The following is a 21,376-nucleotide window of genomic DNA, read 5'->3' on the forward strand; positions in this document are numbered from 1 at the left end:
AGAAAGGGATGGGGCGTGATGGAGCGTTGGGAGGTTGGACAGAACTTGAACAGCCTGAAGATGAGGCGATGACGATCTCCTACTGACCCGTCAGCTTATTTAGCGCGTTCTGTGCCTGAATCGTCAGCAGTTCTGCCTCTTTGTAAACCGTCGTGCCACTGGGGATCGCCTTCAGTTCAGCGAGGATGCGGTTAAGCTGGCTGATTTGGTAATTGGCATCGGTGCTGCCTGCGAGCTGCTGAAACTGCTGAATCTCCTGGTTTACCCGCGCCAAGCGGCGCACAGCCTCGGCTTCGGCATCCCGGCGCACGCGAATTTCGCCCAGGTTTGCCTGATATTGCGCCAGCAGTTTTTCGGCCTCGGCTTTGCCTTGCAGATCATTGCTGGGGACTTGCTGGAGGCGGGCGATCGCCTCATTCCACAGATCCATCACCCGATCCCACTCTGCGACGGTATGGGGCGGGTTTTGGGCTGCTTTGGCCGCTTGCCAGGCAAACTGGCGGGCATTTTCAATTTGCGCGTTAACCTTAGCACTTTCGGCAGCCAGCCCAACGGTGGTGCGAAACTCGGCAACGGCAGCCGCGTGGCGGGTGCGGGCCGTGCGGCCGGCGAGGGTCTGGCTAGGAATCAGTTCCAGGTCTTGCAGACCAACCTGCCAAGCGGCGATCGCCCCTGCTTGGTCGGTCGGATTGGCGGCCTGCTGGTAGGCCTGTTTTGCCTGGGCGATCGCCTGCTCTGCCGTCACTAGCGCCGTTTGAGCGTTCTGCTCCTGAGCAGCCTTGGCTTGCAGGCGGGCCACTTCCATGCGGGCATTGTTAAAGCCTGCGGTGGTGAAGCTCCAGCGATATAGCCCGCTCCAGCCGCCATCCCAATAGTCGCGCAGCCACACGGGCAGTTCGTCCAGCCGCTTCTGCGCTTCGATGGCCTTGCGCTGACCCGCATCAATATCTTCGGGGCGGGTGGGGTTGTCAATCAGTTGTTTGGCTTGCTGCGTCAGGGCGATCGCCGCCTTGTAGTTGTTGTCCATGCTGACGTAGCTGGGCAACAGCAGCACAGGCGCTTTTTCCGCCACCGGGCGACGGATGGGCGCATAGGGCAGGTTGATGGCCCACAGAATGCCCACTGGAATGCCGACGAGCAGCCCCAGTCCCAGCAGCTTGCCCAAAAAATTTCCACTCCGGCGCGGCGGGGGCGCACTGACAGGACGCGCCTGGATTGCCTGCCGCCGCTCATGCTCTAGCTCTCGTTCAAGTTCGGTAAGCGATTTGGGCTTTGCGGGCAGCGGAGCGGACGGCGAAGACGGCGGGCTGGCAGGGCGAAAGACTCGGTTAAACAGTCCCATGATGGAGCGATGGAAAAGGAGTAGGAAAGAGGCAGCGGGAAACCCCGCAGGATCTCCATCCTAGCGTTCCCAATCGAGTCGCTGCTTCCGCCAAACTCGCCCGGATTGAGTACCCGCTAGACCACTTCCAGTGCAAAGAAGGTTTCGCGGATTTTCCGGCCAATGTCGTTGAGCGCGGTTTCCAGGTCATCGAGAAACTCATGCAGCCCGCGCTGGGTGATCTCTTCAACAGTAATGTAGTCCAGTTCGGAACGCAGTTTTCCGAGGGCGCGTTCTGCTGGGTTGCGCCATACGCCGCGAGAACTGCCCGTGATCTGGTGGAGCGATCGCTCTGCCTCTAGCAAGCAAAACTGAATCGACCGGGGAAACTCCCGATCCAGCACCAAAAAATTCACCACGTCCTGCGGCGTGATGCGGTGCTGGCGCTTGCGATACATCTCATAGCCGCTAGCAGACTTCAGCAGCGCAATCCACTGCAACTCGTCCAGCGGCGTGCCCACATCTTTGACTGAGGGCAGCAGGATAAAATACTTCACGTCCAAAATCCGCGCGGTCTTGTCGGCCCGCTCGATCATCCGCCCAATCCGCCCAAAGTGCCAGCCCTCGTTGTGCGACATAGTAGCGTTCATCACGCCTGCAAACAGATGACTCGACATCTTTACCTGCGAGAAAAAGTCCGACAAGTCCAGGTCATCGGGGCGCTGGCAGGCATCTTTCACCATGAAGTAGAAGTCGTTGACCTGCTCCCACATTTCCGAGGAAATGCTCTCCCGCACCGATCGCGCATTTTCTCGCGCCATTTGCAGGCAGGACAGGATGGAGTTAGGGTATTTGGCATCAAAGGTAAGGAAGCGGATCACATTGTCGGCGGTCGCTGCGCCATAGTTCTCTTTGAACAGCGTCAGGTCGCCCGTCGTCAGCACCAGTGGCTCCCACTGCTGCGCCACGCCCACGGGCGAATCCAGCAGCAGATTCAGGTTCACGTCTACAAATCGGGCGACGTTTTCGGCCCGCTCGATATAGCGGTTGAGCCAGTAGATGGAATCGGCAACACGGCTGAGCATTGATTGAAGAATTGGAGATTAGAGATAAAGGTTTGGATTTTGCGATTTGGATTTTGCTAACTATTGCCCACGACCCACGTATCCTTTGTGCCGCCGCCCTGGGATGAGTTGACAACCAGGGAGCCGCGCCGCAGGGCAACGCGAGTGAGTCCGCCCGGGTTTACATAAATCTCTTTGCCGTAGAGAATATACGGCCGTAGATCGACGTGGCACCCTTCGAGGCGATCGCCCATCAGCGTCGGGGCGCGAGACAGCGTCAGCGTGGGCTGGGCGATATAGTTGCGCGGGGTGGCGCGGATGCGTTCGGCAAAGTCTTCGCGCTGCTCTGGCGTGGCGTGGGGGCCGATCAGCATTCCATAGCCGCCAGACTCGTTCGCCGCCTTCACCACCAGCTTGTCCAAGTTTGCCAGGACATGGGCCTGATCCTGCGGCTCCCAGCAGAGATAGGTCGGCACGTTGGGAATGATCTGGTCTTCGCCCAGATAATACTCCACCATTTTGGGCACGTAGGCGTAGATCACCTTGTCGTCGGCTACGCCCGTACCCGGCGCATTGGCCAGCGCCACCCGCCCGCGCCGATAGACCTCCATAATGCCGGGAATGCCCAGCATCGAGTCGGGGCGAAACGTGGTGGGGTCGAGAAAATCGTCGTCAATGCGGCGATAGACCACATCCACCCGCTGGAGTCCCTTGGTGGTCTTCATTTGCAGATAGCCGTCCGCTACCACTAGGTCGCTGCCCTGCACCAGCTCCACGCCCATCTGCTGTGCCAAAAAGGAATGCTCAAAATAGGCAGAGTTATACATTCCCGGTGTCAGCACGACCACGGTGGGATCGTCCAAGTGGGGCGGAGCCAAATTTAGCAGGGTTTCCAAAAGCTGACCCGCGTAGTCGTCTACGGGCAAAATCGGCATTTGCCCAAACACCAGCGGAAACGTGGTTTTCATGACGCGGCGATTTTCCAGCACGTAGGACGCGCCAGAGGGACAGCGCAGGTTGTCTTCCAGCACATACCACTGCCCGTCGCGATCGCGCACCAGATCCGTCCCTGTGATGTGGCACCAGATGCCGTTGGGCGGCTCCATGCCCAGACAGGGTTTGAGAAAGCCCCTTGACGAATAAATTAGGTCTTCGGGAATCAGCCCATCTTTGACAATTTTTTGCTCCCCGTAAATATCGCTGAGGAAGCGATTCAGCGCCTCGACTCGCTGCTTGAGTCCGCGCTCTAGCCAGGCCCAGTCACTTCCAGATACGATGCGCGGAATAATGTCGAAGGGCAACACCCGCTCGGTGCCCTGATCATCGCTATAGACGTTGAAGGTCGCCCCCAGCCGCAGCAGGGCTTTTTGGGCAGACTGCTGACGCTGCTGCAAGTCTTCGATGCTCAAAGAGCTGATGCGCTCGACCAGGGGCAGCGCTTCGGGGCGAGGTTGTCCTTTTCTGACAAACAGCTCGTCGTAGAAATCTCCGGGATCGTAGTCGTCCAATTTCACGGCAAATAGAAATTAATTTTTCTAGTAATTTTTCTGGCTCGTCTCTTTGACTCGTCAAGGGGGGCGGGTGAATTACCCTTGCCTTCTGCTATGTGCTTGCCACGCCCCCACTATGGCAAACCGCATCTTCCAAATCGGCCAAAACGGATACTGTAAAAACCTGCTTTCAGTGTTGAACTGGTTCGCAAGCATCCTCTAGCGCTTCAAGATCCCCTAATCCCCGCTTGTTTTGGGCAGAGTCTTTGGGTCTGGCGTTTAGGATGTAGGGATAATACCAAACCTTTTTGAAATTCCCCTGGATTCCCTTTGAAAAGATAAAGGAAGATCTAGCTATGGCGTATGTTACAGACCTGGGTACGGGCCAGCGCCTCTGGATAGAAAGCCGCGATCGCCTCTCGATTTTCACGCTGATGAGCGCCAGCGCTGGGCAGCAGCAGAGCCAGCGAGTGTCGGTAGAAACGGGCGCATGGATCGCGCCGCCGCAAGTGTTTCGCACGGCTGCTGGGTTTGTGGTGCAGCTTGAGACGGAGGGCGGGTTGCGGTTTGTGCAGGTGCAGGGCGGCCAGATGCAGGTGCTAAGCGGGGTGCCCGTGCTGTCGGGGGCGATCGCGCTGCCGCTGCAAGCGGCCGTAGAAGACCCGATGCCGTCGATGGAGCCGATGGAACCCATGAAGCCGATGGAACCCATGAAGCCGATGGAACCCATGAAGCCGATGCCGCCGATGCCACCTATGAACGCTGGGCAGCCACTGCAAATGGGCAAATTGCAAATGGGCAAATTGCAAATGGGCGATATGGAAATGAGCCTTAACCCGATGCAGATGAAGATGGGCAACCTGGAGCTACGCATGGGCAGCGCCGAACGCCAGCCCCAGCAGCGATTTTGTACGCAGTGTGGCAGCGAGGTGCAGATGGGCGATCGCTTTTGTGCCCAGTGTGGTCATCGGGTGGGAGAACTGAGCCACGGCTGAGGCGAAATGGGTCTGTGCCCCAACTGGCGCTTGGTGGGCAATTTCCCAGCCCCAATTTTCTAGCCCAGATGTTTTCAAAACGCCTTTCAGCCCTGCTTTTCGCCCGCTTCGTCTTGTCCTGCTTTTCTTGGTCAGACTTGTAGCCGCGAAGTCTGACGTATTTTTAACCAAGTGTTAATCTACCGATTCAGATAGGGAAAACTGATGGATGATCAAAATCTTAAATTATTGATTTTATGCCACTAGATTTATACTCTTGCGCCAGCAATCTGGGTATGGTTAACAATACCTGCTTCTAGCCCAGCGGATTTCCTCGGAACGCCCTGTTCAGAACGCCCTGTTCAGAAACCCCATCAGAACGACAGCCTCGCTGATTTGCCCGACCCGCTCATTTGCCGAGATGCTCTGTAGACCTGTTTGCGATGCCTTTGCTGCCCCTACACGCTCGACAGTTTTTCGCTCGACACGCCGCCCCCGGAGTTGAGAATCTGCCCGCGAAAACCGAAAGACCTGCACCTGCTGACCGATGGTGCGATGTCCCATCTGTGCCTTTATCTGCCCCTCTGAAACGGTTTACCCCATCCTACCGATGGCGATCGCCCCTGGGCTGGGTGGGTGGAGCGCTGCTGCTGGTGGGTAGCCTAGCCGAGCCGGCAGCAGCGGCAAAAAAGCTCTCGATCAAGCTCGGCCCGGTGCAGTCTTCGGTGCAATTGTCTGATTTGCAGCACTACGCCAAGACCGGGGATGTGCAGGATTCGCTGCGGGGCTATCGGCTATTGCTCAGTCCATCTCTGCAAAGCACGCTGCAAAGCAGTATTCCACTTGATCCCAACGCTGGGCAGCGCCTGGTTAAGGATCTTCTGAGTTCCTCAGCGGGCGATCGCCTGCTCACAGCGTTGGAGCGCGTCATCCCCAATGGCGATCGCAAAATGCTGCAACTGGCGCTGACTCGTGCCGCCACCCACGCCAACGGGCTAAGCCTGCTGGGATTCTTGCAGGAATTTCCTGCTCCAGAAGTCGTGCTAGACCTGACGGCAGTTGCCTCGCTCACTTCGCAGATGAATCTGGCCTACTGGCAGAGTCAGGCGCTGACCTCGATTTTGGAGCGCGAACTGACCGTGCCCGAAGCGGCTCCCTTCCATGCGGAGCTAGACCCAACCCGTCCCGGCACTCATTGGGTACGCCAGCAGTCCCTCGTCTTCCGCGACTACGAACGGGCCCGCACGATTCCGGTCGATTTGTACTGGAGCTATCGCACGACTGGCCCGCTCATCGTCATTTCCCACGGCTTTGGAGCCGACCGCCGTTTTTTGGGCTATCTGGCGAGACACTTGGCTTCCTATGGCTTTGCGGTGGCTGCACTGGAACACCCTGGCAGCAATGTAGCCTGGATTACGGAAATTACGCAGGGCAGGCCGCGGGGGCAATATGGCACCGATCTCCTGCCTAGCCATGAATTTATCGATCGCCCTCACGACATCAGCTTTTTGCTGAGCGAACTGGATCGGTTGAATCGCCACTCTACCTTGCTCAAGGGGCGGCTGGATACCCAGCAAGTCGTGGTCATTGGCCACTCGCTGGGCGGCTACACGGCGCTGGCGCTGGCCGGAGCCAGACTCGATTTGCCCAATCTGCGCCAGTTTTGCAATAGCCCGGAGCGGGTCGCCCTGTCCATTGCCGACTGGTTGCAGTGTACGGCGGCGGATCTGCCCGACGAACTGCCCGATCTGCGCGATCGCCGGGTGGCACGAGTGATGCTGCTCAATCCGGTGATGGGTCGCCTGTTTGACGAAGAGAGCCTGGCGAAGATCCGCATTCCGACGCTGATTGTATCGGGTACTTCAGACGCAGTGATGCCCGCCGTAAGCCAGCAGTTGTTGCCCTTTACCCAGCTTCCGGCTGATTCCAAGCTCTTGCTCACGGTCATTGGCGGCGGCCACCTCAGCGTCGGTGATCCCGAAAATCTTAACCAGGCGCTCACCCATAGCCTATTTATGCGAGAACAGGGCGATCGCGAAACGGAGGCACTCCGACAATTGCTCAAGGGCATCTCGCTGTCCTTTGTCAAACAGCTTACGCCCGATGCTCGTCACTACGAGCCATTTTTGTCGGCAGAGTATGTCCAGTCGTTTTCCACTGCTACCCTCCAACTCCGGCTCAATGCACAGCTTTCAGAAAAGCTGTCGAACTGGCTTCAGATGGCAGCGCTGCCCCTAGAACAGATGACCTCCAGCACCCAGCCCCAGCCGCGTCAATACGTCAGAACTCAGGTGGCAGGAACGGGGATCACCGTGCTGCTGGCGGGGTTGCCGCTGGTGGTGTTTGTTCTGCCGGGATATTTATCCTCATCGGTGAATCGGGTGCTACGGCGCAAAGGTCAACCGGGACGAGCCGATTTGTCAGGACAATCTCAGTCAGGGCATTCTCAGCCAGGGCATTCTAATAGGCTACATTCCGAGCAGGCAGACGGGGAACTAACGGATCGAACTGCCCATGTGGGAATCGCAGACTCAACAGACTCAGAAGAAGCCGATAGATCCTGAATCTAGCGGATCAATTTGGTGTACAGCCTTTATGATTAAGGCCAGCCTCTTGAGACTGTTCGCATCGACCAGCGCAGAATTTAGAGTTTAGAGGACGTGCTGTTGTGGAGGCGATCGCCCTTCTGCTCTGCATTGATCCCACAGTTGGAACGTCAGCAAAACTGCTTTCGCTCGAGGTAATACACGAGTTCCCGAACGGCAACGCGAACGCCTTTTGCCTTTTATTTTGTCCTAACTATGCGCCCCTACGCCCTGACGAATTGCGTACTGCATACTGGTGAGCAAGATTTAGTCGATCACGCGCTGCTGATTGAGGGCGATCGCATTCTCGACATTCTCCCATCCTGGGATTTACCCGACTCTTTCAGCGTTATTGACTTGCAGGGCGACCACATTTCACCCGGCTTTGTTGATTTGCAACTGAATGGCTGTGGGGGAGTCATGTTCAACGACGAGATCACGGCTAAGACGCTGGAGATCATGCACACGACCAACCTCAAAAGCGGCACCACCAGCTATTTGCCAACGCTGATTACCACGTCGGATACCGATATGCTGCGGGCGATGGAACTGGTGCGCGACTATCGAAAATTTCGCCCCCATAACGTGCTGGGGCTACATTTGGAAGGGCCCTATCTAAACCCAAAGCGCAAGGGCATCCACAACGAGCGCTATATCCGTCGGCCCGAACCAGCGATGATCCAGCAGATCGCGGCGGCGGGTCGCAATTCTGTGTTGCTGCTGACGCTGGCTCCCGAAATCGTGGAGATGAACGATATCCTGACGCTGGCAGATGCAGGTATTCTGGTGTCCGCCGGCCATAGCGATGCCACCTACGAGCAGGCGATCGCCGGATTTGATGCGGGCGTGGGCATGGTGACGCATCTGTTCAACGCCATGTCGCCGTGGCTGGGGCGCAGTCCGGGACTGGTGGGCGCGGCGTTTGACCGCGACGACGTATATGCCGGGATTATTGCCGACGGGCATCATACGCACCTGCGCTCCCTCGCCCTGGCTCACCGCATGAAAGGCGAAAAGCTGCTAATCGTCACCGATGCCACGCCGCCCGTCGGCACTCAGATGAAATCTTTCATCATTGGCGGGCAGGAAGTGTTTTATCGCGACGGCAAATGCGTTTCGGCGGAGGGCACGCTGGGCGGCTCTGCGCTGACGATGATCGAAGCCATCCGCAACTGCGTCTCGATTGGGCTGCCTCTGGCCGAGGCCCTGCGGATGGCGAGTGCGTATCCCGCAGCGGCGATCGCCGTGAACGAGCGTCTGGGCTATCTCGCACCTGGCTACGTCGCAAACCTGGCGATATTCAACGACGCGCTAGAGATTACCGGCGTGTGCGATCGCGGCGAGTATCAAACACTAGCGGCGATCGCCCCACCTACAAGCTCCTAACCTACCGTCGCTCTAGCGCTTCAGTCAGGCGCTCTACGGCATTTGCCAGTCGTGTGTTGACCGCAGTCAAATCGGGCGCTTCGGGTTCTTCTTCCCGGCGCTTGAAAGCCGCAAACCACTTAATCAGCAAATACAGTGAAAAAGAAATAATCAGGAAGTTGATAATTGCCGCCAGAAAATTGCCCACTGGCACAGCGCCGATTGAGATACCTGCAATCCCCGCTGCCGGATCTGCGCCAAAGATCAGCCCGATGATGGGCATGATGATGTCATCTACCAGCGATTGCACAATCGAGCCAAAGGCCGCGCCGATAATTACACCCACTGCCAGGTCAATTACATTTCCCCTCAGGGCAAATTCGCGAAAATCGCGAAGAAAACCGCCTCCTGCACCATTTCGTCGAGCCATGATTTCTGTTCACTCCTAAACACAATCAATCAAACATCAATCAAACATCAATCAAACATCAATCAAACATTCAACTTGGAAATTTATCTCAGGCCAAAGCTTTGACCCGAAAAAATTTCTATCGTTCAAACCACGGCTCTAGGATCCCTTTCTGCCCATCGGCTTTTTGCCTGTGAGCTTTCTGCCCATAAGTTAGTGCGAGTTTTTTCAGATTGCAAGGTCAGCAGGCTGCTTCCTGAACGGTAGGGCTGGTTCAGGGCTGGTTCAGGGCTTGCTAACGCCGCCGCTTACCTCTCTGCAAAGCTTTGGGCTTAGGAGAGGCACTCCAGCCCTGCGTGGCGGCGTTGTAGATTTTTTCGTTTGCCTCTGCCGATTTGAACAAGTCCACCACGGGGTTTGGATAATCTACCCCCAGCCGCAGACCAAAGCGCTGCTGCTCGACAGGCAGCAACTTCCAGGGTTCATGCACCTTGGCAGCGGGCAGGTTGGCCAGCTCTGGCAGCCAGTGCTTTACGTAGTCGCCCTGCGGGTCGTAGTCTTTGGACTGCTTGAGGATGTTGAAAAAGCGAAAGCCGCGTGCGTCGTTACCCACCCCAGCGGTGTAATTCCAGTTGCCGTAGTTGCTGCATACGTCGTAGTCGATCAGCAGCGACTCGAACCACTCTGCGCCCATGCGCCAGTCGATGCCGAGATTTTTGGTGAGGAAGCTGGCAACGTTTTGCCGTCCCCGATTGGACATAAACCCGGTGGCAGCCAGTTCTCGCATGTTGGCATCTACCAGCGGAAAGCCCGTTTGCCCTTCGCGCCACCGATCAAACCGATCCCAGTCTTGCTGCCAGGGAATCGGAATACCCTGGAGACCAGAGGGATAGAACACCTTTCGACCGTGCTTGGCACAGATAAAGCGGAAATAGTCGCGCCAGAGCAGTTCAAAAATCAGCCAATATGTCGAGTCGTTTCTGACACGTTCTGACTCGTAACGCCCCACTTCGGCGTGGATCAGGCGCGGCGACAGGCAGCCCAGCGCCAGCCACGGCGAAAACTTGGAGGAATAGTCTGCGCCTAGCATTCCGTTGCGCGTGTCTTTGTAAACCCGCAGGCGATCGCCCTCCCAAAAATAATCCTTGAGTCGCGCCAGCCCCGCCGTTTCGCCGCCCTGAAACCGCAGCACACCCCGCGCATCGACCGCAGACGGCTCCAGCCCCAAATCTGCCAGGGTGGGAATTTCACCCAGATCTGGCAGATCGGCTGGCAACGGCGGCAGCGACTGAGGCGCAGGCAGCGGCGGGTTCACCGATGAGTCGCGCTCAACCTGCTTGCGAAAAGCGGTGAACAACTCCGGAAGCTGCGACAGATCAAAGGGCAAATCATCGGGATGATAGAGCGTGTGTCCCCAAAACGACTGCACCCGAACGCCCAGCGGCTTTAGGGCATTGCTGAGGGCGATTTCGACTGCTTGCTCCTCGGCGGTCGCTTCTGGGTGATAGAAGACCGCAGAAATCGCCAGTTTTGCTGCCAATCGGGGAATAATAAGTTCAGGGCGCTCCTGGCAAATGAGTAAATCACTGCCCAGGCCGCGGAGCGATCGCCGCAAATCGGCCACGCTTTCTAGCAGAAACTGCGCCCGAAAGGAACCCGTTTTGGGAAAGCCAAACGCCGTTTTGCTAAACTGACGCGGATCGAAACAGTAGACCGGGAGAATCTCTGCGCCGCTGGCGATCGCCCGATGCAGCGGTTCATGGTCGTGGAGCCGGAGGTCATTGCGGAACCACAGGAGAATGCGTTGGGTCACAGTTATCAGGAAACCGTAATTAGAACATTGTCGTTGCTACTCTCTTCTTAACATAGCGTTACACAAACCAATCGGGCCCCTCCACTAACCCCCATCTGCCGCCCTCAAACATAGCAGCCCATCCTGGCAGCAGAGCCAAGACCTGTTTGTAATGCTGATTTCAGTCGGCCCACTTAAGTGAGGACTGTACACGTTAAAGATTGTGGACTAGTGCAGTACAGGTTGTTAAGAATTTTTGGAGAGTGTAACTTGCTTGCTACCCTGAAGAAAAAGGGTGCATTGTCAATCAAGCAACTGAAATCGGTTTAAGGTAATCAGTTTAAGAACATTGACTTAGTCCCTTCGTCTGCTCAGTCAGACCCCTGTTAAAAGCTGCATGAAACTCGATCCTGGTGCCAACCATCCCTCTAGCAGCCATGCAGACAAAGCAGGGAGCGATCGCCGTCATCAAGCCGTGGTGAATAGCCAAACCGAGCTCGTTTGCCGCTTTTTGCCCAATGGCGTGCTGACGTTTGTGAATTCGGCCTATTGCGATCGCTTTGGCAAATCCGCAGCCGAACTGCTGGGGCAGCCCCTCGTCAGCCTGGTTCATCCCAACGAGCAGGGCCGCGTCACTCAGCAGCTGACCGAAATTCAAACCCTGACCCCAGATAGCCCGGTTCAAACCCACGAACATTGGGTCTGGAGCGCAACGGGCGAAATGACCTGGTATGAGTGGATTGTCCAGGGCTTTTTTAACTTATCTGGCGAACTGATTGAACTGCAAGCGGTCGGGCGCGACGTGACTCGCCGCAAACAGATGGAGCTAGAGCTAGAGCGCTATCACCAGGAACAGCGCACCCTCAACCGCATTCTGACGCTCAGCCTAAACGCCCAATCTACGCCGGATGTGTTTCGCTGCATTGCCGAAGAAGTGCGCCAGGCGACGGGCTTTCCGATTGTGGCCATTGAGCGATATAACATGACCCGTCAGACGATGGTGTTTGAGGGGCTGTGTGGCGTGGATTGTTCGGCAGATCCAGCCGTAGGGGAATGGGGCGGCGAATGGATTAATGAACAGACTCGCGAATGCAGGGGAGCCTGTACTAATGAACCGAGGCTGGAATTTCCAGTCACAGAAACGGTGTCAGGCGTGGTCCTGCAAACAGGACAGGTGCTGATCCAACATTACGAATCTGAAGCGACGGTTCCGGGCGATCGCACGTCACTGCTGCGGGCGCTGGGGATCGCGACGTTCGTGTGCCTGCCGCTAACCGCAGACGGACGCACCCTCGGCACCCTCAGTCTGGGACATCCCCAGCGGCAGGCGGTGTCGCCATCGCTGCTGGAATGGCTGCAAAGTCTATCGGGGGCGATCGCCGCCCTGCTCAAGCGCCAAGAGACAGAGCGATCGCTGCAAGACTCGGAACAGCGCTATCGGCTGCTGTTTGAAAGCAACCCCCTACCCATGTGGGTGTTTGACCTAGACACGCTGGCGTTTCTCATGGTGAATGAAGCAGCGGTGCAGAAATATGGCTATAGCCGCGAGGAATTTCTCAGCATGACCCTGGCAGAGATTCGCCCACCAGAGGAGATTCCTCGGCTGCTGGCGATGATATCTGCTGTGAATCAGGGCATAAAAGATTCGGGCATCTGGCTGCACACCCAAAAAGATGGCAGCCGGATTCAGGTGGAAATTACCTCGTACCTGCTCACCTATCAGGGGCGGCGGGCAGAACTGGTAATCGCCAAAGACGTGACTGAACAATTACAAATCGAAGCGGCCCTGCGCGAAAGCCAGCGCAAATATGAAACCCTGTTTCAAACGCTGCCTGTCGGCATTGCCATGACCGATGCGTGTGGTCGTATCGTAGAAGTCAATCCGGTGCTGGAGGAAATGCTGAGCATTCCGGCTGCTGAGCAAACGCGCTATACGTGCGATCGCCCTACTCAGCCGACGCTACGACCCGACGGCACGCCCATGCCGCCAGAGGAATTCGCCAGCGTCCGCGCCCTCAGGGAGCAGCAATCTGTTCACAATACTGAGCAGGGTATTGTTTGTGCGGATGGCTCGGTGCAGTGGGTCAACGTCAGCGCTGCACCGATTCCGCTGGAAAACTACGGCGTGGCGATCGCCTATATCGACATTACCCAGCGGAAACAGGCCGAACTCGCCCTGCAAGACAGCGAAACGCGCTGGCAAACCGTCGTCCAATCCACCAATGACGGCGTGTTTGACGCAGACCTGATCACGGGCAAGACCTTCCACTCCGAGCGCTGGAAAACCATGCTGGGCCACCAGCCCGACGAACCCTCAGAAGCCTACGAAGCCTGGGAGCAGCGCATCCATCCTGCCGATGAGGAGCGGGTCACGTCGACCTATGAAGCCTATTGCCAGGGAGCGCTGCCCCAGTTTCGGGTCGAGTATCGGCTGCGCTGCAAAGACGGCAGCTACCGCTGGGTGCTAGATCGAGCGCAGATCCTCCGCGACGAACACGGTACGCCCGTGCGGATGATTGGCACCATGACCGATATCCAACACCTCAAGGCTGCTGAGGAAGCGCAAACGCTACAGGCGGAGCGGGAACGGCTGCTGTCTCGTGTAACACGGCATATCCACCAGTCGCTCGATTTAAGCGAAATTTTGAACTTTGCCGTAACGGATGTGCGGCAGTTGTTTCAGTGCGATCGCGCATTAATCTATCGCTTTCACCAGGTTCATGCCTGGCCTGCCCAAGTAATTGTGGAATCAAGCTTGCCCGGTTGGGGCGTGGTGCTAGACGATCCCCAGGTCTGCGGTCGAGTCGAAGAAGTGCTATTGCGGCAATATGGCGATTCCCATAGGGAAAGTGCGCCGCACCGCTTGCGCGAACGCTTCGCGAATCGCCCCAGCACCGAAGTTCAACCCACCCGCATTGACAACATCCACACGGCGAACCTCTCGCCAGAGTTTCGCGAGATGCTGACCCGCGTGGGCGTGCAGTCTGGTCTGACGGTTACCATCCACTGCGACGGCAACCTGTGGGGGCTGCTGTGTGTTCACCAGTGCCAATCCTTGCGAGAGTGGCAGACTTGGGAGATAGATTTGCTGGTGCAACTGGCCAACCAGTTGGCGATCGCCGTTCAGCAATCAGAACTTTATAGCCAGGTACAGCGGGTCAACGCCGAGCTAGAAACCAAAGTCGCTGAACGCACCAGCGAACTGCGCCAATCCCTTGAGTTTGAAGCCTTGCTCAAGCGGATTACTGACCAGGTACGCGACAGCTTCGACGAGCGCAAAATTTTGCAAACTGCCGTGCAGGAACTGGGGCAAGCCCTGGACGTATTTTGCTGCGATACAGCACTTTATGATGCCAACTACCAAATTTCCACGATCTATTGCGACTATACCCACGGGGTGGACTCTAAACAGGGCGAACAGATTGTGATGGCGGATTATCCCGACCTCTACTGTCAGCTTTTGCAGGGAATGCATCAGCAGTTTTGCTATTACCAGAGAGAAGACCAGGGCGATCGCCCATTAACGCGCTCCATCGCCTATCAATCCGTGATCTTCTCCTGCCCCATCCGAGACGATCAGGGCGTTTTTGGGGATATGGTGTTGCTGCGCCCTGCCGATGAGTTCTTCAACGAGCTAGAGGTGCGGCTGGTGCAGCAGGTGGCCAACCAATGCGCGATCGCCCTCCGCCAGTCTCGCCTCTACCAGGCTGCCCAAGCTCAAGTCTCCGAACTGGCCCGCCTGAATCAGCTCAAGGACGATTTCCTTTGCACGATTTCCCACGAGCTGCGAACCCCCATCGCCAATGTCAAAATGGCAGCTCAAATGGTCGAAACCACGCTCCGGGCAGAGGGACTGCTCAACGATCCGACTCAGCCGCTCGGTCGCTATGTGCAGATTTTGCAAGACGAATGTCAGCGCGAAATCAACCTGATCAACGACCTGCTCGACCTCTCCCGACTCGATGCCGAAGTCGATCTGCTGCACCCTGTTCCAATTCACCTAGCATCCTGGATTCCTCACATTGCCGAACCCTTCCTAGACCGCATCCATCGCCACCAGCAGCACTTCAGCCTTGACCTGCCGCCCGACCTGCCGCCCCTCACCACCGACCTCAGCCACTTTGAGCGCATCCTCACCGAATTACTCAACAATGCTTGCAAATATACCCCCATCGGCGAACGCATCGAGGTGCAAGCCAGCCTCAGCAGCGACCGCATGGAGCGCGACGAGGTGGAACAAGATGGAGCCGAATCTGAAAGCCCGCTCTCCAGCCCCCCTCCACTCCCTCACTTCCTCATCACCATCACCAACACGGGGGTCGAAATCCCTCCAGAGGAGTGCGATCGCGTGTTTGATCGGTTCTATCGCATCCCCAGCAGCGACCCCTGGAAACACAGCGGCACTGGACTGGGCCTGGCGCTGGTCAAAAAGCTCACGAAACTGCTGGGCGGCCGCGTTGGCATTCGCAGCAGCGCAGGACAAACCACCGTCTGGCTCCGCCTTCCGCTCGTTCTGCGGCAGTGATTGCTGGAAACGTCGCCCCACTCAGCAGAGCGGGAAAAACTCGATAAACCGCCGAAGCGGTCTTTTCCAGATATTTCGAGAGATCTGTGATGTCGATCAGCTATCAAATCGTGACCGAAAAGCACGGCGGCAAGCTGGAATGCGTTTCGACTCCGGGTGAGGGAACCGAGTTTGTCATTCAAATTCCGCTGAAACAGCAGGCAGTGGCGATGTCTGATGCCTCAGCCTGACCGCCTCGCCTTGCCCCAGCCCAGCGGACAGGTCGCCAGATCCAGAACCAGCGCAGCAAGCTGGGGAGTCGCGCCAAACGGCGGATAAAGCCGAAACTGGCAGGTGGGAAACTGGGCGGACAGGTCGCGCACGTCCTGGGCGATCGCCTCGGTAATCCCGCCAGGAAACAGAAAAAACGGCAGAATGTCCACCTGCTGAGCGCCCTGAGCTGCCAGCCTTGCGGCCTGATCGGCAAGACCCGGCGGCACGGCCCAATAGGCCGCGATCGCCCCGATTTGTTGGGCCAGTGCTTCCACGGGCGCATTGCCTCCGGGACGACGACTGCCATGAGCCAGCAAAATTCGGGCGGCAGATTTAGAATTTGGTACAGGTAATAACTCTGCCAGCCTGGGGTGGCTGCCCAGATGGGGCGCAATCTCGATGGACAGGCGCGGGCTAGCCTGCTGGCGGGCGATCGCCACCTCAGCAGGGATGTCTTCCATCACATGCACCCCCGGCAGCAAAAATAGCGGGATAATCACGAGGCGATCGCCCCCCAGGGTCAGCGTTTGCGTCGCCGCTTGCAAGATTCGCTGATGCAGCGGCTTTGAACCCAACTCCAGCACAGCCGTCTCCACCAGCGGCGGCATTCCCCCCGCCCCCCGCCGCCGCAACTCCGCCGCGACCCGATGCGCCAAAACCCCAGCCTCGGCGTGAGGTCTGGGGTCACGGCTGCCGTGAGTCACCAAAAGATAGGCAGGAAGAGAGGCGGGCAATTCAGAATTTGGCTAGGGTTTGATAAAAGACAACCCCCAAGGGCAACCCCAAAGAGGAATCTGCCCTTTCATTATCCTCAATTCTGACTGGCTAAGGTGAAAGCGGGCGTGAGGCTGTCGTGGGCCAGGAAGTGCGACAGGTGGAAGGCGCGGTCTTCCGACTCCAGCAGAATTTTTTCATAGAGGTGGCGAGTCGCGCGATCGCCCAGGCTCTCGGCCTGTCCAGCCTGCCGCCGGATCACCTTGATGATTTCTTGCTCTGCGCTCAGATCATGTTCCACCATTGCTCGGCAAGAAAATACGCCGTCTGGCTCTGGCGTAAAGCAGCATAGCTCAGCCAATTTGCTGAAGCTAGCAACAGGCACGCCGCCCAGTCCATTTAGCCGCTCCCCAATTTCGTGGACATGGCCCTGCACTTCGTCATAGCTTTCCGAGAAAAATTCGTGCAGTTGATAAAACTCAGAACCTTCCACCACAAAGTGATGCTTTTGGTATTGCAAATACAGCGCTTGGAAGCTTGCCAGGACAATGTTAAAGCCTTCACAAACCGCTGTGGTGACGTTCATCTCCAACCCGATGGGGTTGTCTTTCATCTGCTCAAAGGTTTGAATCGGACTTGCCGTAATAGCCATAGGTGCGCTCCTCAGAAATCGCAGGTTTCCTGATTTTTTCAGTCGGTACTAAACACAGTATACAGATTAAAAAAAGCCGTCAACTACCATACAATTTCTTAATAAGAAAGATTCTCAAAACACAAAAAATCATGACAATTCACAACGAATTCAATAGCGATTTATACAAACCCAAGTCTTATTTGAGAAGTTTTGTATTAAGCATTGCCCAAAAAACATTAAAATATCGCCCAAGCATTGCTCTCCGATGCCACGACTATTCAGCAGCATAAGCATCTTTGGGTTGAACTTGAGTTTCCGCCAAAGGCTTAGAATCAATTGCCCATGCAGACCCTAGACTAATTAAATCTTCAACATCTCGCAGCATATTTTGACACATTGCATCCAGCGGTAAATCGTTTGCATCGGTGCCAAAGGGGTTTTCAATTTCAATGCCGATCTCTTCGATGCCCAGCAGCGTAAAGGTAATGAGGGCGACGATTGGCCCAGTCGCCCACTGTAAATCTGCGACTAATTGGAAGGGCAATGTCAGGCAATAAAGCAACAGTAATTGTTTCAAATGAATCACATAAGCCAGGGGAATGGGCGTTCTTAAAATTCGTTCGCATCCGCCCAACACATCGACCATCGTGCTAATCATTTTTTGCATCGTGTCGAGTTGATAAGCTGTAAGCCGATTTCGGCGGCGCTGCTTTTGTAAATAGCTGCTAATCCAAAAGGCAATTTCTAGCGGCGGCGTATTGGTCTTTTGCAGTTTGAAATAGTAATCTTTGGGCAGCAAATCAAGCAGCATCAGGTCTTCAAAAGACTGTTTGCGGAGATGCAGCTTGGTGGCGACGGCAAACGCAACCAACAATCGCAAGATAGAGATCTTTTGAGCGCGATCTTGAGAATTCTTTTCAGCCACATTTACCCAGATTTGCCGCGCTAGGTTGCGGGTGGTGTTGGTCAGGGTGCCCCATAGCTTTCGCCCTTCCCAGAAGCGCTCGTAGGCGGTGTTGGTGCGGAAGACCAGCAGCAGGCCCAGCACGATATTGGGAATTAGCCCAGACAGCGCGGGAATCGAGACAGCCCAACCCCTGGCATACAGCACGACGATGAGTTCCCCAAACAGCCCGCACAGCAGCGCCCTGGGCAGCACGTAGGGCACGACCGAGCCGCGCAGTTGCAGGGCAGAGCGAAACCAGCTTCGTTTTTGGGGCGCAAGGGGGAGTTGCCAGCGGTTTTGGGGCATGGGGGTTGGCAAGTTTGAGTAAAGCTAGGGTGGAGAGAGGCGGGGACTGAGAACACTGCATCACTACCTATCCCCAATTTAGTCATCCCCGATTTAGCCTAACCTCTAACTCCTATCTCTGGGTTTGGGCGATCGCCAAAAATCGCTGCACGGTGGGCGAGGGGTCTGACTGGCGTGTAAGCAGGGCGATCGCCGCTTTGGGGGTAGGTTCCTGGAGTTCGCGGTAGACGACCCCGGTGCGCTGGAGATTTTGCAGCGACAGGGGCACAATGGCTACACCGATTTCTGCGGCCACCAGGCTGATGATGGTCTGCATTTGGATCGCTTCCTGCACAATGGCGGGGCTAAAGCCGCCCTGCTGACAGAGGCTAATAATCTGGTCATAGAGTCCGGGAGCTAGCAGCCGAGGAAACAGGATAAAGGGCTTGCCCGCTAGGTCTTTGAGAGACACTTGCGGCTGCTGTGCTAGGGGATGCTGCTGGGGCAGGGCGACGACGAGCGACTCCTCAAACAGCGGCATCAGGCAAAAGTCTGGCTCATCTATGGGCGGGCGGACGAGGCCCACGTCCATGCGGCGATCGCGCAGCCATTGGATCTGCTGGTCGGTGGTCAATTCGTGTAACTCTAGGCTGACCTCCGGCGCGGCAGTGCGAAACCGCCGAAGCAGCGTCGGCAGCACGCTATAGGCAGCAGAACTCACAAAGCCAATCACCAGTTGCCCCCGCTCGCCTCGGCTCACTTGCTGCCCCAGTTGCACGGCCTGATCCAACTGCTGCATAATTCGCTGACATTCTGCCAGGAACACTGCGCCTGCCTCGGTGAGCTGCACGCTGCGCTTGGTGCGGTGAAACAACTGGAAGCCCAGTTTCTCCTCTAGTTGACGAATCTGCTGGCTGAGGGGCGGCTGGGCCATATGCAGCCGGGGCGGCGGCCGCCCAAAGTGCAGTTCTTCGGCAACGGTGATGAAGTAGCGCAGGTGACGCAGTTCGATCATGCGGGCGATCGCCAGCTATTTTTCCTCAAAGATCCGAGAAGGTGGATTGTGCAAGACACGCGCAACTCAACCGTTTCCAGCCCCCTCCCAATCAGGCGCTAGCCTTCGTGGTGAAAGTGCCAGTTGATCGGTGGCGTATGGGAGGCGGGATGAAACGGGTGCGACAGGTTCGCCTCGGTTTCCTGATCAAGCGTGGCGATCACCTGGTTATAGCGGTCTTCTGCGTCTTCAGGCGAGTCGCCAATGCTGGTCAGCCCCAGTTTGCCGTATTCCGACAGGCAGCCCATGATATGAAACACGCTGCCCGTTTCGGTGATGGGCGTGAAGTGGAGGCGATGCTGCGCGATGATGTCCATCAGGTCGCTGGGCAGCAGACCGAGATAGCGATCGCTCTGCAAATTATCGGTGGCAATGTAGTATTTCGGCTGACCGTGCTGATTGAGAAACAGTCCGGTTCGGGAGTCGTAGCTGCCACTGGTGAGCAGTTTCAGCGTCATAAAGGGGTGGGTTGTGCCGCCTTTGCGGACGTTGATTTCGATCGCCTGTAACTCCCAGTCTTCTGTCTCGTCTGGACGGACTGCCATGAAATCGATGCTAAATCGTTCTAAAACGCCCTTTTCTGCCAGCACTTTGCCCACAGCGTAGCCATACTCTTGCAGGCGCATCCGATAGGATTCGTCGGCGGGAAAGCGACAGCCCAAAAAGATTTGCCCGTCGGGCCCGCCCAAGATCTGGTCGTGGGTAGACAGCACCTCGACCTCTCCCAGCGGCGTAATCCGGCACTGGACGCTGGGCGATCGCTTTTCTTCCCCTTCGATGAACGCTTCGACAATCGCCCCCAGTTCGGGAATTTTGCTGCTGAAGTTGTCCCAGGTTTCAGTATCGCTCTGGAAACTCAGATGGTGAAATGCTTGGGCGATCGCCTCCCGTCGTGCTTCAGTCGAGGCCTGCCCTGGCGCAACGGCAGAGAGCGTCCGCAGATCCAGCAGCGCGTTCCCCTGGCCCGAAAAGCCCTCATTCAGCTTGACGACCATCCGCTTCAGGTCGGGCCGGCGCTCCCACAGGTCTACCGTCGCCAGCACCAGTTCCTCCGCCGTCCAGGTTTGCAAGCTGCCGTCGGGGTGGGGCACGTTGGCTTCGGCAAAGGCCTGGCGGCTGCCGCTCTTGGTGCCCCAATAGAGCAGGTCGGGGTCTAGCCCATACAGCGGAATGTCAAGCTGAAGGGACAGTTCCCGCTCTAGGGCAGTGGCATTAAAGCAAGACATGTAGGCTCTGTCGGGGCGCAGCAGCCCGCGCAGTTTTTCGACCAAGCGCGGCCGCTCCAGGATTTTTTGCGTTAGCGGCTTGGGATGCGAGTCATAAGTGGAAAGCAGGATGAGGCGATCGCGGGCGTGAGAATAGGGGATTTCTGGTAGCAGGTGCAGGTAATAGTCGATGATGCTGGGGTGAATCGGCTGCGACGTGATGTAAATCAGCCGCGTGCCCGGATTTCGCAGGCGAATTAGGGAAAACAGCAGGCGCTCTTCGTAATGGTGAACGCCTTTGACCTTTTGCAACTCACGCTGATCTAGGGTCAGGGATGGAACGATCAGAATGTCATGTTCTCCCCGGTCGAACTGGTCGATGGTTTGCCAGCGATCGCGCAATTGCCGTTGCAACGTGTGAAAGCGATCGCTACCCTGTACCGTCGGAGCCGCTGTCAATGTCTGCATAAATCCCCCAGTTTCGGGCATTTTTAAAAGATTGGTTGGATAAAGTGGACAATTTTTAGTGGAATGATCCAAAACGCTCTCAAATGAGGCTTGTGAAGAAGCAAAACACAGAGAGATTAATCTCTGGAGGTCAATCTCTGCTGGTAGGCGACCTAGAGGGCGATTCTGGCTCTATGCTGTCGATCCGCACTCAGCGCTGCAAATTACGTAAATTGCCAGGGCAGACCTCAATTCAGGCAAACCCAGCCTACCGAACCCTTGCACCCCGCGAAAGTGTTTGCAAATGCCTCTTA

The 21,376-nt window shown here is 56.6% G+C and carries 16 protein-coding genes; 5 read left to right on the top strand and 11 right to left on the bottom strand.

From position 1 onward, the window contains the following. Window positions 1-79 precede the first annotated feature (79 nt). From O77CONTIG1_RS19635 to O77CONTIG1_RS19645, 3 genes are all read right to left on the bottom strand, one after another. A complete protein-coding gene (locus O77CONTIG1_RS19635; protein WP_068514160.1) occupies window positions 80-1,342 on the bottom strand; it encodes a hypothetical protein in 1,263 nt (420 codons plus the stop codon). A 116-nt stretch (window positions 1,343-1,458) separates the two neighbouring features. After that, window positions 1,459-2,406 carry an alpha-E domain-containing protein gene (locus O77CONTIG1_RS19640; RefSeq protein ID WP_068514164.1) on the bottom strand — a complete coding sequence of 316 codons (948 nt, stop codon included), beginning with the start codon at window positions 2,404-2,406 and terminating at the stop codon, window positions 1,459-1,461. Between the two features lie 56 nt (window positions 2,407-2,462). Then, the gene (locus O77CONTIG1_RS19645; RefSeq protein WP_068514167.1) at window positions 2,463-3,899 is read right to left on the bottom strand and encodes a circularly permuted type 2 ATP-grasp protein; all 1,437 of its coding nucleotides are present in this window, start codon (window positions 3,897-3,899) and stop codon (window positions 2,463-2,465) included. A gap of 332 nt (window positions 3,900-4,231) precedes the next feature. Here O77CONTIG1_RS19645 and O77CONTIG1_RS19650 point away from each other — a divergent pair, with 332 nt between their 5' ends. Further along, complete coding sequence (locus O77CONTIG1_RS19650; RefSeq protein ID WP_068514170.1) at window positions 4,232-4,870, top strand: zinc ribbon domain-containing protein; 639 nt, start codon at window positions 4,232-4,234, stop codon at window positions 4,868-4,870. A gap of 327 nt (window positions 4,871-5,197) precedes the next feature. Here O77CONTIG1_RS19650 and O77CONTIG1_RS25260 read toward each other — a convergent pair whose 3' ends face one another. Beyond that, window positions 5,198-5,413: a hypothetical protein gene (locus O77CONTIG1_RS25260; protein ID WP_068514172.1), complete on the bottom strand. Its 216-nt coding sequence runs from the start codon at window positions 5,411-5,413 to the stop codon at window positions 5,198-5,200. A 2-nt stretch (window positions 5,414-5,415) separates the two neighbouring features. Between O77CONTIG1_RS25260 and O77CONTIG1_RS19660 the strand changes: the two genes are divergently transcribed. After that, window positions 5,416-7,413 (top strand): alpha/beta hydrolase, encoded by a 1,998-nt coding sequence (locus O77CONTIG1_RS19660; RefSeq protein WP_068514176.1) that lies wholly within the window; start codon window positions 5,416-5,418, stop codon window positions 7,411-7,413. A 237-nt stretch (window positions 7,414-7,650) separates the two neighbouring features. Continuing rightward, window positions 7,651-8,820 carry an N-acetylglucosamine-6-phosphate deacetylase gene (nagA, locus tag O77CONTIG1_RS19665; protein WP_068514180.1) on the top strand — a complete coding sequence of 390 codons (1,170 nt, stop codon included), beginning with the start codon at window positions 7,651-7,653 and terminating at the stop codon, window positions 8,818-8,820. Window position 8,821: 1 nt separating this feature from the next. Here nagA and mscL read toward each other — a convergent pair whose 3' ends face one another. Both mscL and O77CONTIG1_RS19675 read right to left on the bottom strand, forming a co-directional pair. Further along, on the bottom strand, window positions 8,822-9,229 hold the full coding sequence (mscL, locus tag O77CONTIG1_RS19670; protein WP_068514181.1) for a large conductance mechanosensitive channel protein MscL: 408 nt from the start codon (window positions 9,227-9,229) through the stop codon (window positions 8,822-8,824). Between the two features lie 274 nt (window positions 9,230-9,503). Further along, window positions 9,504-11,021: a DASH family cryptochrome gene (locus O77CONTIG1_RS19675; RefSeq protein ID WP_068514184.1), complete on the bottom strand. Its 1,518-nt coding sequence runs from the start codon at window positions 11,019-11,021 to the stop codon at window positions 9,504-9,506. Window positions 11,022-11,397: 376 nt separating this feature from the next. On the opposite strand from O77CONTIG1_RS19675, the gene O77CONTIG1_RS19680 reads away from it, so the two are divergent. Then, entirely contained in the window at window positions 11,398-15,525 is a 4,128-nt protein-coding gene (locus O77CONTIG1_RS19680; RefSeq protein WP_068514187.1) for a PAS domain S-box protein, read from the top strand. A gap of 89 nt (window positions 15,526-15,614) precedes the next feature. Further along, complete coding sequence (locus tag O77CONTIG1_RS25265; protein ID WP_197673247.1) at window positions 15,615-15,755, top strand: HAMP domain-containing histidine kinase; 141 nt, start codon at window positions 15,615-15,617, stop codon at window positions 15,753-15,755. On the opposite strand, the gene O77CONTIG1_RS19685 is transcribed toward O77CONTIG1_RS25265, so the two are convergent. From O77CONTIG1_RS19685 to O77CONTIG1_RS19705, 5 genes are all read right to left on the bottom strand, one after another. Beyond that, on the bottom strand, window positions 15,747-16,511 hold the full coding sequence (locus O77CONTIG1_RS19685) for a sirohydrochlorin chelatase (protein WP_068514190.1): 765 nt from the start codon (window positions 16,509-16,511) through the stop codon (window positions 15,747-15,749). The two genes, O77CONTIG1_RS25265 and O77CONTIG1_RS19685, sit on opposite strands and share 9 nt — an antisense overlap. Window positions 16,512-16,588: 77 nt before the next feature. Then, window positions 16,589-17,143, bottom strand: coding sequence for a Dps family protein (locus O77CONTIG1_RS19690; protein ID WP_068514193.1), 555 nt, complete (start codon window positions 17,141-17,143; stop codon window positions 16,589-16,591). A gap of 256 nt (window positions 17,144-17,399) precedes the next feature. Further along, on the bottom strand, window positions 17,400-18,377 hold the full coding sequence (locus O77CONTIG1_RS19695) for a bestrophin family protein (protein ID WP_084782862.1): 978 nt from the start codon (window positions 18,375-18,377) through the stop codon (window positions 17,400-17,402). A 112-nt stretch (window positions 18,378-18,489) separates the two neighbouring features. Beyond that, on the bottom strand, window positions 18,490-19,371 hold the full coding sequence (locus O77CONTIG1_RS19700) for a LysR family transcriptional regulator (protein ID WP_286132422.1): 882 nt from the start codon (window positions 19,369-19,371) through the stop codon (window positions 18,490-18,492). 98 nt (window positions 19,372-19,469) lie between these two features. Then, window positions 19,470-21,104 (bottom strand): peptide ligase PGM1-related protein, encoded by a 1,635-nt coding sequence (locus O77CONTIG1_RS19705; protein WP_286132423.1) that lies wholly within the window; start codon window positions 21,102-21,104, stop codon window positions 19,470-19,472. Between the last annotated feature and the right edge of the window lie 272 nt (window positions 21,105-21,376).

Origin of the sequence: Leptolyngbya sp. O-77 (genome assembly GCF_001548395.1) — a bacterium.
Classification (GTDB): Bacteria; Cyanobacteriota; Cyanobacteriia; order Elainellales; family Elainellaceae; genus Thermoleptolyngbya.